Below are 13,236 nucleotides of genomic sequence, written 5' to 3'. Positions count from 1 at the left end.
CATCGTCGTCAGTACATTCCATTGGAAATCGCTTCGTTTCCGGCTGGAGTACTCAACGCCTTGAGAACCTGAGGAGCGACCGAGTCCTTCACGAACCGGACCGAGCCATCGGCGAACACAAAATTCGCCCCTCCAGGGGGAAACGAGCTTCCAAAGCCTCGGGGAGAGCGGTTGATGCCGAGCGCCGGGTCCCGCCACTGGGTCGGATGGCCCCAGGCAAGGAAATCGCTCACCACCTCGCCGGCCAGAATCGTGGTGGAGGCCCCATCCGTCAGGTCGGTCAGACTTCGGGGCATGTCCCCACCGAGAATGCGAGCGTTCCCGGCATAATGGCTGAGGGCATACCCGGTCGCATCACTCCGATCGGGGTTTCCGGGGTTGAGAAACATCAACACCTCGGTCTGAAACGGGTCGCGATTGGCGGGATCATTCCAGGGCAGTTCGAAGGTTATTTGGTCGTAAATCGCCTGATGATCGACATAAGGCAAGAGCATCGCCTGCCAACCGTGGAGCGGTCGGCCGCGATCATCAAACGTCCCGCCGGGCGGGAAGGTGCCGTGCGAGTCGTGGTAGTTGTACAAACCAATGCCGATCACCTTGAGATTGTTCGAGGACTGAGCACGCTGCGCGGCCACACTGACGAAGCCCACGATCGGCTCGCGCGAGGTCAACAGCCAGCCGACCTGATGGACGACCCCGGTCGCCGCGATCCCGGCGAGGAACATGACGACAATCACCCCCATCATCGACACAGTCCATCGGAACGGCCAGGGTCGAGCGTTTGCTGAGCCTTCCGCGATCCGCTGCTGCGCAATCCAGCGAAGAAAGGCATGGGCACCAACCACGAAAACAACCAGGCAAACCACTGCCGTAACCACCCCATCCCAGGCAATGGTGACCTCCGGCAGCACCCGGCCGAGGAAGAAGACCCAGCCCAAGCTCAGGGCGATCATCACGTCAAGCGGCACAACCAGGCCGATGACGGCAAGGGCAACGAAGAGCAGGAGCATGATCGAGCCCACGATGATCGAGCGTCTCATGGGGTTTGCTCCTCGTCGAGCGTTTGCTCAATTGCGTCGAGGCTCATCACGACGATCCGACCATCGGTCAGCAGCACCAGGCAATCGAGGCCAAAAAGCCCAGGTTCATAGACAAGCGGCTCGTGCCCCTCGTCGGCGAACTGTCCGGGCACGTAGCGATACCGCATCCCGCAGGGGTCGGGCACCTGCCACGCCTCGTCCGGGATGGCGGTCTGATCCTCCTGGGACGGGAAGCGACCGTCGTGGCTGCGGGCATAGCTCCAGAGGGCGATCCGAAGCCGATCGAGCACCCGGCGGCGTTCCTCCATGAGCGGATCGGGAGGAACCTCCGAGGCAGACTCATCGGCAATCGTATACGTCAACCCCTGCTTTTCCCAGGCGCCTGGAGTCATCAATTCCCGGGCGCCGGAGATCATGGTGAGGATGAGGACGAACAGAAACCCCCAAAGCGTGATGAGGCCGAGCGCCTTGCCAAACGTCAGGCGAGGGAGCCACGAGAACTCCTTGCTCAGCCCGTTCCAGATGCGCTGCACAATCCAGGAGCAGATGAGGATTCCGAGCAGAAAGAATGAGAGCGTCTGAATCCGCATCCTGGCCAGGTCGGTCAGGGTGATCGAGGGCATCCCTGCCCACGCGTTCTCGGCACTGACGAGGAGGACCACCACGCTCATCCCAGGCCGCTTGAATCGCATCGACATTCTCGCAATTTCCAGGGAGGCCGGCTCAAGGCGCGTCCTGCATCACCTCGACCTCGATGACGAGATCCTGCCGGAGAAAGAGGCAGACGCCCCCCAGATCCTCGCAAACATTGTAGAGCGCAAAAGCGGGGATCCGGGTCACGCCGCTTGCCGTCGAGGGAACCTCGACCTCGAAGTCGAGGCGGCGCACCTCATTGGTTTCGGGCCGGTCCCCCTGAGGGGCGGAGAGCAACCGATTAGAGACGCGCCAGCCCTCGGGGGGATCAATCCAGATTCGCAAGGGCGTGGACTCGTTATTCCAGTGAGCCTTGCGTATTGCGTTGGGCAGGAAGGTCACGTGGACCCGAGCGGTTTCCCCAGCGCCGACCTTCGCCGGGACGACGGCGACCTCAGCCTCGACGAGTCCAAGCCGATCGCGATGGATTCGCCCCTGAGGATCGGGCGACTGTTGGACCGGATCGAGCGCCTCGAACTCGCGTGAAGGCTGGGCAATCTCGGCTCCCGTGGGCATGACGGCCAGGTGGACCGGCGGCTCGCCTCGCGTGGCAAGATCCGCAGTGGCCTGGTCGACCCAGTCGTAAAACGGATACGGTTTCGCCAGGCGAGGGCCGTACTGCTCGATCCGGCGTCGCCAGATGTACTGGTTCGGTTCCCGATCGAGCGCCTCGCCCCAGGCATCGACGGCCGCCTGGAAGTCGCCGGGTCGTCGATGGGACGATTCGAACCGCAATCGGAAGCAAACACCAAGCCGGAAGTGGCTGTCGGCGTCGTCCGGTCGAAGTCCGAGGACATGCTCATAGGCGTCAATGGCCTCGTCGATCCGATCGATTCCCCCCCACAGGACAAGGGCATCACCCAGGCTTCGCCAGGCGTCGGCCGTCCGGGTTCGTCGGACTTGATCCTTCAACGCGTCAAGGTCGGGCGGTTGGGGAGGAGAACTCTCGGCCTCGGCCGTCTCGGCCGGGAAGGAGCGATCAAGGAATTCCGCCTCGAACGTCTCCAGACGAGGCTGAAGGTTTCGCACGATGCCGTGCTCGTCGATGGCGGTAAGGATGGGCACGGCCTGCGACCGGAGAACGTTGATCGGGTCGTGAAGGATCGGGAACTCGAACTTCTGCCAACGAGCGAACAGGCGGCACCGGTCGGCATGCTGTTCCTGGGTCACGCCGAGCAGGACCAGGCGTCCGTCGTCCACCCACCTTCGGGTCGAGTCGTGCCAGACCGGCACGTGCTTGCGGCAGCCCGCTCACCACGACGCGAACTGGATCAACAACACCTTCTTGCCCCGAAACTGCGAGAGCGAAACCGGAGCGCCCCCTTCGATGCTCGGCAGCACGAAATCCGGATACCGCTGTCCGACCTGAGGGGTCTCGGCCCCGGACACGCCCGACGATCCGCCCACAACCACGGCGGCACAGGCGGCCAGCAGCGTCTTCCATCGTCGCATCATCATGCTCCTGAGAACTTGGGCGTCCACCCTGCGAGACGGTCCTGCGACCACTCTACCATGATCTGGACCCAGGCAACCCCCTCCTTCACCCCGGGAGCCGATCGGTCGGCCCGAGCGTCCCCCTCATCGCCCCCGTCCTCTCGGTCTCGTCAGGATCCCCACTCTGAGCCCGATCACCACGCCTCATTCTGATGTTGCGGGAGCATGAGCAATCACGAACTCAACAAGCTCCGGGCTCTGAAACCAGCCGTGCCACATGGTATGCCCGCCTCCCTCAACCACTCGCAGCGTCATCTCACCGCCAAATTCGCGGTAGCGCTGAGCCAGTGCGGCGGAATTCGCCTCGATCGGCACGACCGTGTCGGCGTCTCCATGAAGGTGGAAGATCGGCACCCCCGCCTTCGCCAGCGCCTCGACCCGGTCCACGGGATTGTGCATCGGGAGGCGTTCGGCCAGTTCTTCCGGAGTCATGCCATACGCGATAGCCGCCCTGTCGAGCCCGGGATAGCTGCGGAGGTCGCAGACCGGGTAGATGCCGGCAATGCACGCCACCGACTCGGGATGCTCGACCGCCCAGTTGTAGAGCATCAAGCCACCGCGGCTCCTCGCCACCAGACAGGGCCGCGGGGAAAGCCCCCGCTTCTGAACAAGTGTTTCATAAAAGGAGGTGTACCGAGCCCGACCCTCCGGGCTCCCGAACGACTCTCCCACGTCGATCCCCGCGACGGCAATTCCGGCCTTGAGGAACCGCTCAAACATCCAGCGCTCTTCGGTCCCCGGCAAGCCCGGCAGGGTCGGGGCATACCAGACCCACGGCATCGCGTCGGTTGCCTTTGGCCCCTCCGGCAGGATGAGGAAGGCGGTCTGGCCCTCGACTCGGAACACCTCCCCAGGCATCGGGAGTTCCTTCGACGGCTCGTCACCCCGCGCCAAGGATGCTTCGTCTTGACCTTTGGTGGCGGCGGTTGGGCAGAGGATGATTCCCACCGCGACCATCAACGCCGGCACGAACCCAGAACAACTGGCTCGCACCAGCCACCGAGTGTTCCTCATGCTCGCCTCATCGCCCTGCTCGGTCGATCAGAACCCATCCGTCGACCTCCAGCCTACCCGACTGGCCGCCGCGACGCATGGCCCTTCTCGCCCCGAACGCTCGCCCTCCCGGCCATCGCGGCAATCGAGGTCACACCAATAACCGGCGTCGGTCACCTCTCGACTGCCCGAGCGAAGCAACCCATTTCATCGGTCGCCGCCCTTGGCCGGCGATTTCGAGGTGGTGATCACGGCACGACCGCCTCCACCGACCTCCATCTCCCCGCAAACGATTCGATGCCTCGGCCGTCGGCCACGCCGAATGCCGCAGGAACCGATCACCTCGATTCCCCTTCCCGAGACCCGACACGATGGGGAGAACCGAAACACGACTCCGCGATGATCCTCGCTCGTCGTTTTCCCACGTTCCGACAAACCCACCAGACAGAAGATCCACGCAAATCGTGTTCGGCGTCGAACTTAAGGTGAATGGGCGGCACTGGACTCGAACCAGTGACTTCCACCGTGTGAAAACGGCTCCGCGAACACGAATCAAACCGGGAAAATCCGCGTTCTATCGCGGAATTTACTAGGTCCGACGCTTATCGTCTAGTGCCTACCGTTGCATGTCATTGCATAGGAAACCGGAATTCCGGTTTACGCTCTTGGAGCCGGACGACCGGGGAGCGTCCCCGAGAACGGTCCAACGTGACCAGTCCGGCCGATGCGAGTTCAACCAAGCCCCGAGTCACGGTCCACGGGGACAAGCCCACGTCGGCCCAAGCGGTCCGGTCCAAGACGAACGTCCGGGAATGCTCCCAACCCGAGACCGCCCAACACACGATCCCGACCCGAGCCGGACCGGGACCCAACTTGGACGCGGTCTCCCACCATGCCCACGGGATCGGGCCCCGGAGCGGTTTCCGCGTTCGTCCGGGCTCGGGGACTTCCCGGAGCGTCAATTCGAGCTTCTGTCCCGGGGAGCGTTGGACGTGGACGAGACCCGCCGATTCCGCCAAGCGGAGCCCGAGCTTGACGGACGTCGGTCCGAGTCCCCAGACGTCCGCCAACCGTTCCCCACTGGCCCGATAGTGTCCCCGAAAGCGTCGGACGAGATACCAAGACCCCAGAGCCACAACCAACCCGGGCCCGGGGAGTCCGCTTGCTCGGATCACCCAAGCCCAAGGGATCGGGCCCCGGATGTTCGACCAATAGACGTCGGGCCGGACGACATACTCTTTTCCGCCCAAGTCCCCGACGTGGTGACATGGGAGTCGGAACCGCTCCATATCGAACGTGTGCAAGATGGACGCTCCCATATTCCCTTACCCTCTTGTTATGAAGAGATAGTAAGAAGAGAAGAATAGTAGGCAGGGGGTCGCGTTTTGTTCATTCTCCCCCGGAGTCCCGGACGCGTTTTGTTCATTCTCGGTCTCTCGGGTCCCCCGACGGAGCCCGGACGCGTCCCCCGAGACGGGTCTCCGTCTCCGGACTCGGGGCCCGGATCACTCCCCGAGATAGCCCATTAAGCGGCCCCAGAACGCCCCAGAATCGCCTTCCAAGAGCCGATCGGGAGAATGGACGGTCTTGGAGTCGGAACGCAACACGGGCCCGCCTAGGACGATTCCCGATGCGTCCGCCAAGACCGCTTGGGTCTCCGCCACCGCGTCCCCGATCCGGTCCGCGTCCGCTTCGATCAAGACCGCGTCGTGGACGGGACAGCAAACCCGGACCCCGCGTTCCGTCAGCATGGAACACGCCAAGCGGAGAATCTCCGCCCCGTGGGCTTGGATCGGCCAATTCAAGAGGGACGTTGGCTTGGTCTCGGGTCGGAGGATCGTTTGCCAACCGAGACACGTGTGAAGCGTCCCGGTCCAATTGGCGTATCGGACCGCCCCGTCGATCCACGCCCAATAGCTCGGGCTTGCTTGGCGGACCGCGTCCAAGAGCCCCGACGCTTCCGTCCGAGACGTCCCGATCCGTTGGGCCAGTCCATCGGCCCCGAGCCCGTATTGAGACCCGAGAACCGCCGCTTTCAAGAGCTTTCGTTCGGCCCCGAATCGAGCTTTCGCGGTCTCCGCGTCCATCGTCAACGCGTCGGACGGGATCAACCCGGCTCGGACCCCGAACGTGATATAGACGTCTTGGTCCGATTCGTAGGCCGCGATCATCGCCCGGTCCCCGGAGAGATAGGCCCCGATCCCGAACTCTTGGGACGTGAAATCGACATAGGCCAACGCGGTCCCGGGCTCGGGTTGGATCAAGCCCCGGGCCCAACCGCTCGGGCCGAAAATGAATTTCGAGTTTGACGGAGCGTTCCGACCCGTGGACGTGGCGAACGGGCCCAAGAGCGTCCGATTCCGTCCGTCCGCTCCGACCGCCAACGCTCGAAAGAGCCGGGTCTCGGAGAGCAGTTGGCGAACCTTGCGGACCGAGCCGAGTTCCGGGTATCGGGACGTCATCGCCTTGAACACGTCATCGTCCAAGCGGAGTCGGCCCGACGGGAACCGGGGCCAGACATAGCCCCGGGCCCGGAGCCACGCGTCGAACGTCTCTTCCCGGAATGAGACCCCGTCGAACAACCCGAGCCGATCTTCCCCGGTCACGATCCGGAGCTTGATCTCGTCCCAACGGTCCCGGAGCCGTTCGAACGTGGGGACGTCGATCGGGACCCCGACGTGTTCCATCCTCGCAACGGCCGACGTGTAGCGTCCCCGGATCAAGGCTCGGGGCCAGTCCAAGCCCGGAGCCATCGCTCGGAACAAGTCCGCCGTTGCTTGGACGTCCGACTCACAATAGGCCACGATCCGGGCCCGTTCGTCCGGAGTCCACGGGCCCCCTCGCATGATCAATTCCCGTTCCGTTAGCTTGGTCCCCGGGTCGATCACGGGGACGCCTCGGGATCGGCACGCCCCGACCAACCCGTCTCCCATCGGGACCAAGCCCCGTCGCACCGCTTTGGGGACCGCGTAATTCGTCTGGAGTCGATGCTCCGCGAACAAGTCCACGACTCGGACGGGGAGTTCCCAACCCAGAGCCAAGTAACACGTCCATTCCGCCGATCCGAAGAACGTCACGTGTAACGCGTCGGGCCCGACCGGGAACGGAGCGTCCCGACGGGCCCGGAGTTGATCTTGCCAGAGTCGGACCGTCTGGCCCGTTCGGAGTTCGTGACCGACCAAGCAAACCGGCTCGGGCCGATCGCCCGGTCGGGCCACGAACTCGAAATCGAGAACCCAGATCGACCCGAACGCGTCGGGTCCGGAGAGCATAGCGTTACGCGTCTCCCCGGAGTTGCTTCAAGATCGGATGATCCCAAGACGTGATTAAACGATCTCGGAACGCGATCTTGAGAATCTCCCCGAACGAGTATTCAGGCCAGACCGGATCATCCGTGAACCCGGACGCGGTCTCCGCCCGATACGCTCCCAACGCCCGATCCGATTGGAGCCGGACCCAACGGGATTCCGCGATGGAAACCGCCGTCAATGCGGACCGCGTCCACGGGTTGATCTTCTCCCCGTCTCTCGGGAGCTTGATCGGCCAGAGCCCGACAACCCCGGACTTGGTCATGGTGACAACCAAGAGCCGGGGCCCGAACGTCGTCTCCGACGCCAGACGGGGCCACAACGGCGGATCGACAAGGAACGTCTCCCGGTCCCCGGTCTCGTCCCCGATCTCCAAGAGGGCCGATTCCATCTTGAATTCCGGATGGACCCGGAACCATGCCTCTTTCCCGGGCTTGCGGACCGGAATCTCCAAAAGGTGAGACTCGGAGCCGAGCATCGCCGCGTAATTCGTCCCAAGCCGAAAGCGGTTCGGGTCGAACGGGTCGGGAGCGTCGGTCCCCGGACTCGGGCTTGGGCTTGGTTCCGGGCTCGGAGTCGGGTCCGGCTCGGGACGTGGGGAGTCGGGAGCGTCCCCGATCCCCGGGAAGGATTGTTGTCCCGGAAGCGGTTTCCGGGGAGAATCATCATTGTGATTTTTCGTTGCCACGAAGATCACCAAACCTTTCGAGGTTGGCGGACCGACCCGCGTCACCGGGTCCGGTCCGTTTCCGTTTCAGGACTTGCCCATACGTCGGGCCCGTTGCTGGACGTGGAACGCGACAATCGACGGGGCCCAACCCCGCCGCTTGCCAACCCGGATCGGCGGGTTGATGGTCCCCCGTTGGACGAGATAGCGGAGACCGCTCGGGGAGACCCCCAACGCGTCCGCGAACTCCGACGCGGGGACCAACCGAGCCGGGGCCGATTCGAGTTTGAACTCCGGGCAGACGTCGATCATGACCGGGCCCCCCTCTTGGCTCGGGACGAGACGGAGACCGCCCCGACCGCGTCCACGTCCGCCACTGGAGCCCGACGCTTGGAGCCGGGTCGGAGCATCGTCTCCGCCCGAGCCACCGCGTCCCGAATCTCCCGAGCCCGACCCGAGCCCCCGGACGTCGGCTCCGAGCCCGGGTCCGTGTCGATCCGCCCAAAAAACCGCTCCAACGCTTCCCGGGACGTACACAGCGTCCCCCCGACCCGGAGCGTCTCCAATCGGGTCCCCCGATAGCCTTTCATCGCCCAACGCCAGACCGTGGACGTGTGGACTTTCCGACCGCCCCGACGCTTGGGCAGGATTCCCGGGACGTCGGCCAATGCGATCACGTTTTCAGAAAGTGTGATAGACACTTACGCGAACTCCCGAGCAAGCGGGCCCAATTGCTCGCAATGCTCGGGAGCAAATTTAGAAATATGCCTATGGCGTAGCTACGGACAAAATATGGCGTACCTATGTCACCCTTTGAGCCACCGTCCCGTCGTGTCACTGTCGATCAACTCCGCGATCTCCGGGAACCGCCTTTTCAGTTTCTTGAACGTCCGATCGGGACGGTCTCCCACTAGCTCGGGATAGTCTCTCGGCCGAACCGTTTTCCCCGGTCCGGCCCGGACGAACGTTTGGACGAACGCCGCTTCGTCATCGTCCACAACGTAGGTCTCTCCCCGGAGCGTGATCCGGTTCCCGTCCACGGACAATACATTCGGGTCGGGCTCGGGAATGCTCGGAGACGGAGCCGAGAGACCGGCCAATCCATTCGGAGCTTCGGGACGTGTCCACTCGGGATCGGCCCCGCGTTCGGCTTTCACCCGATCAATCTCTCCGCTCAACGCGTTTGCCAAGTCCCGGAACCATCGCCCATGTTGATCGACATGGACGACGTTGGCCCGGACCGGATGCTCCCCCAACGCTTGGAGGTTCTGGCCCAAGACCCCGCCGAATACCAACGCGGAGATAAGACTCAACGCTTCGGTTTTCCCCGATTCCAACCGCTCCGAGAATTCGACCGGATCACGTCCGGCCCGCCGCAACCACGGAACAAGCCCCGGGTCTCGGGCCAGTTTGGACAAGAGCCGATATTCCCGATGGACGTCTCCCCGCGTTGCGTTCTCGAATGCGTCCGGGTCCGGATGCCAGTCTGGCTCCGGACACGTCACGTAGAACGCGAGATTGCTCAAAACCGACGCATAGGCCCCAGCATTGACGCACAGAGCCAACCCATAGGCCAAATTTGGGCCGGTATCGTCCATCGTGTTGTCCCCGTCGGAGTCGGCCGGACCGACCCGGGGCCGACGGAAAGCCCACGGGCCGGTCCGACTCTTGGTGGGGTCATGACTCCCCACCGTTTCGACATGTTACCACGGGACCGCTCCGCTCTCGGAGCCCGGCCCGTCGGCGGACCGTCCGGGTCGGTCCACAATACAGCCAACCTAATCCCGGGGCGGTCCCCCCTTCCAACCCGAGCCCGAGCGGTTCGGGAGAACCTACGCTCCATGAAAGAAACTTAGATGGGTTCCGGAACGGTTCCCCTCCCAAGCCCGAAGAAAACCGCCCCGGAAGGACCCGACGCCAGTTGTTAGTAAGACTCCCCGGGCCCGGGACGCTTCCGTGTTCGGGCCCGAACCGAAACGTCCCCAGAGAACCTACGCCCCGTGTCGGAGCGGGCCCGGGACGATTCAAACCGCTTCCGGGACGGTTCTCCCCACCGCTCGGAGCAAAACCGCCCCGAAAGGACCCGACTCGATCTATCTAGTGTACGGATCACCCCGGTCGTTCCCGATCCAGTCCCGGACGACGGGCCCCGGAAGGACCCGGAGACTCTACACTCCGGAAAGTACGTACGGCCCGGGGAAATTCAAACCCGTTCGGGGACGGTTCCCCGAGCAAGCCCGATCGTCCGAGCCCGAAAAGGACCCGAGCAAGTGAGACCGGGTATGGCCCAAGATCACTTGGGCGATCTCGATTGCAAGGGTCTTTTTGATGTAGCTATCCCACGTTACGCCAAGGGTCGGAGCCGATAGCCCGCCCCGGTCTTGGATTCGATCTCCGCCCAAAGCTCGGGGAGTCGGCCCCGGAGCTTTCTGAACGTCCGGTCGGGTCGGGTTTGGATTAACGGGGAGAGTTCCGGGCCCGAGACCCAAACCCCGCGTCCGGCCCGGACGAGTCCCCCGACGAACCCCGCAATGTCATCGTCCACGACGTGGGTCTCTCCCCGGAACGTGACCCGGTCCCCGTCCACGGACAACGCGTTCGGGTCGCCCGTGAACGCTTCGCCGACCACGTCATCGGCTTGAACACGGGAATCGGACTCGTTTCCGATGTCCGAGTCTCGGAGCTTCAACCAATCTCCCGCGTCGATGTCGGCACCTGTCCACGGATCGAGTAGCCACCCGGCTCCCGAAGGGGACCGATGGACCCCGCTATCTCCCCTGGGTGGATCGCGGTCAACAATGAAGTGAACGGGCGGTCCCCAGAGATCGCGGTCGCAATGGACGCATTTCGTCGCGAACTTCCAAACCCGATTTCCGCACGAAGGACATGGGGCATGGGTCATCTTGTTACCTACCTAGAGCGGACCGAGCCGGACCGACTTGACGTTTCCATTTCCTATCCATTTTTCACGGAAAGGGACCGCCCCTTTGTGACCACTTGTGACCCGTCGGGCATGCTCTTTTTTAGGTGTAGGGTGTCGCGATTTTGTGGACGACCTAAACCGCTTTTTAGGTGTGCAGTCGCACCCTACCGGGGCCCTTTTTAGGTGTCCACTCGGGCCCCGTCTCTCCGTCCGGCCACACGCCTATCCGACCCGTTGGTCGCCCCTTTCTTTTTCTCGCCGGACATATCGGACGCCCTGTCCGGTCTTACGCCTATCCGACCCGTTGGGCGATCTCCATTGCAAGGGTCTCATTCCGCTCCGCGTAGACTTGGGTCACGTCGGCCCGAGCATGGCCCAAGATCACTTGGGCCCCTTCCACGCCAAAGAGCTTCCGGACCCGGGTCCCCGTCGCGTGTCGGAGTCGGTTCGGGCTCCAAACGGGGACCCCCGCCGCTTCACACGCCCGACGAACCGCTTTCCCGTAGGACGCCACCGTGTAGCATTCTCTGGGCTTGCGAACCGCGTCGGGTCGGGAGCGGTCCGCTTGCGAGGGTTGGACCCGAGACCGACGGGCCCGTCTCATCTCCGCTTTCCGGGACTCGTCCGCTTCCCGGGGTTGAAAGAGCGGTTCGTCCCGTCGGGCCCGGAGCCACGGTTTGACGATCTCTTGGGCTCGGGGCCCCAGATAGATCACCCGGGCCTTTCCCCGAGCCCACGTCTTATGACGCTCGGGCCGATAGGTCCAAACCGGGCCCGTCATCTCCAAGTCCCGGGTCCTCATGGCCACGATCTCCCCGGGACGAGCCCCGGTCCATCGTTGGAGTTCGATCATGGCCCAAACTTGCTTGGAGACGTAGGACCGGACCGCGTCCACGTGTTCGTCCGGGACGGGCCCCACGGGCTCGGTCTCTTTCGCTCCGGAATAGCCCCGGCGCAAGCCCGGGACCGTTGCCAGGGCGGACGGAATCTCGGGCCCGATCAACTCGTCCGCCGTCGCCCATTTGAACATCCGCTTGATCCGACCGATTCGGGAGTTGATCGTCCCCCGAGCCAACCCGTCCCGGATCAAGCGGTCTTGGAGGGCCCGGAGACTCTTGGGTCCAAACTGGCGAACGGGGACCGTCCCGAACATCTCGTTCAAGGGTCGGAGCGTGTCCCGGAGATTCTGGACTTCCGTTGTCCCGATCCGCTTCGGGTAGTGAACATCCGCGAACGCAATGTAACGGACGATCAACTCCGCGATCGTCAAGTCCGCCGGGACGCTGGCCCCGGTCGGGCTCGGAGCCCCGGGGCCCGATCCGCTCGGGCTCGGAGCGTCGGGGAGCTTCCGTCCGTTCGCCAACCATTGGGCAACGGTGGCATCATAGGCCGCTCGGGACTCCGGAGACCCGTAGGGTCCGGGGAGCAACACGTCCCGGTGGGCAAACCTCACAATGGCCCGACCGCTTTGCTTGTGTCGGGAGTATTTGGGCAGGGCATGGACGAGACGGGGCATGGTCCAAACTCCGTAAACCGGAAGACATTCCGGTTTGGGACTTTCGGAACCGCCCCGACGTCAAACATCGGGTTAGCCTAAGTTCGGCTATCGGTCACACTTAGAGCAAATGGGCGGCACTGGACTCGAACCAGTGACTTCCACCGTGTGAAGATGGCGCTCTAACCAACTGAGCTAGCCGCCCGTCAAATGCAGTGAGAACTCAATCAACTTACCGGGCGGGGTGGCCAGGTTCAAGGTGAAAATTTCCCGGTGTGACGGGAACGAGGCAAACGAGCGGGGAAAGCGAGTAACTCAGGAAGATCGATGAGTGACGAGGATGAAAGGTGTCGGACGGCCGGCGAGCAGGAAGGAGCGCCAGAACACCGCTGGAAAGCCACAAGGTCACCGCAAGGGCGGAACTCCAATGGACTTCATGATGAACGCTCGGCTCGATCGAAGGTGGGGGAGAAGGCGGAACGGGTCATGACGCCGGGCGGGATGGGTGAATCGGCCGAGCTGGGGCAGAAGCAACGTGCGAGGGCCATCCGGTTCGAGTAAGATCGAGAGGTCAAGACAGGGCCTCTGGGTCGATCGGCGGTGGGGACGCATCCGGGCTCCCC

General features: G+C 63.6%; 9 protein-coding genes, 1 tRNA gene and 1 pseudogene. All 11 read right to left on the bottom strand.

What is annotated here, in order from left to right:
* Nucleotides 1-8 precede the first annotated feature (8 nt).
* Nucleotides 9-1,040 (bottom strand): DUF1559 family PulG-like putative transporter, encoded by a 1,032-nt coding sequence (locus GA615_RS01520; protein ID WP_152049482.1) that lies wholly within the window; start codon nt 1,038-1,040, stop codon nt 9-11.
* A complete protein-coding gene (locus GA615_RS01515; RefSeq protein WP_235904981.1) occupies nt 1,037-1,738 on the bottom strand; it encodes a hypothetical protein in 702 nt (233 codons plus the stop codon). Before GA615_RS01515 ends, GA615_RS01520 begins: the two co-directional genes overlap by 4 nt.
* Before the next feature lie 25 nt (nt 1,739-1,763).
* Nucleotides 1,764-2,933, bottom strand: coding sequence for a tetratricopeptide repeat protein (locus GA615_RS01510; RefSeq protein ID WP_152049481.1), 1,170 nt, complete (start codon nt 2,931-2,933; stop codon nt 1,764-1,766).
* Between the two features lie 54 nt (nt 2,934-2,987).
* Nucleotides 2,988-3,083 (bottom strand): annotated as a pseudogene (locus GA615_RS28625) (peroxiredoxin family protein); the annotation flags it as partial.
* Nucleotides 3,084-3,371: 288 nt separating this feature from the next.
* Nucleotides 3,372-4,241 carry an alpha/beta hydrolase family protein gene (locus GA615_RS01500; protein WP_152049480.1) on the bottom strand — a complete coding sequence of 290 codons (870 nt, stop codon included), beginning with the start codon at nt 4,239-4,241 and terminating at the stop codon, nt 3,372-3,374.
* Nucleotides 4,242-5,725: 1,484 nt separating this feature from the next.
* Complete coding sequence (locus GA615_RS01495) at nt 5,726-7,492, bottom strand: DNA polymerase (protein WP_152049479.1); 1,767 nt, start codon at nt 7,490-7,492, stop codon at nt 5,726-5,728.
* Between the two features lie 790 nt (nt 7,493-8,282).
* The gene (locus GA615_RS01485; RefSeq protein WP_152049478.1) at nt 8,283-8,507 is read right to left on the bottom strand and encodes a helix-turn-helix transcriptional regulator; all 225 of its coding nucleotides are present in this window, start codon (nt 8,505-8,507) and stop codon (nt 8,283-8,285) included.
* Nucleotides 8,504-8,872 (bottom strand): DUF1580 domain-containing protein, encoded by a 369-nt coding sequence (locus tag GA615_RS28620; protein ID WP_390622211.1) that lies wholly within the window; start codon nt 8,870-8,872, stop codon nt 8,504-8,506. Before GA615_RS28620 ends, GA615_RS01485 begins: the two co-directional genes overlap by 4 nt.
* 129 nt (nt 8,873-9,001) lie before the next feature.
* Nucleotides 9,002-9,793, bottom strand: a complete 792-nt coding sequence (locus tag GA615_RS01475; RefSeq protein WP_152049476.1) for a hypothetical protein — start codon at nt 9,791-9,793, stop codon at nt 9,002-9,004.
* Between the two features lie 1,617 nt (nt 9,794-11,410).
* Nucleotides 11,411-12,634, bottom strand: coding sequence for a tyrosine-type recombinase/integrase (locus GA615_RS01470; protein ID WP_152049475.1), 1,224 nt, complete (start codon nt 12,632-12,634; stop codon nt 11,411-11,413).
* Nucleotides 12,635-12,744: 110 nt separating this feature from the next.
* A tRNA-Val gene (locus tag GA615_RS01465) sits at nt 12,745-12,818 on the bottom strand.
* Nucleotides 12,819-13,236 lie beyond the last annotated feature (418 nt).

Source organism: Tautonia marina (genome assembly GCF_009177065.1).
In the GTDB taxonomy this organism is placed as follows: domain Bacteria; phylum Planctomycetota; class Planctomycetia; order Isosphaerales; family Isosphaeraceae; genus Tautonia; species Tautonia marina.
The sequence above is the reverse complement of the archived record's forward strand: the minus strand, read 5'-3'. Positions and strand labels throughout refer to the sequence as shown.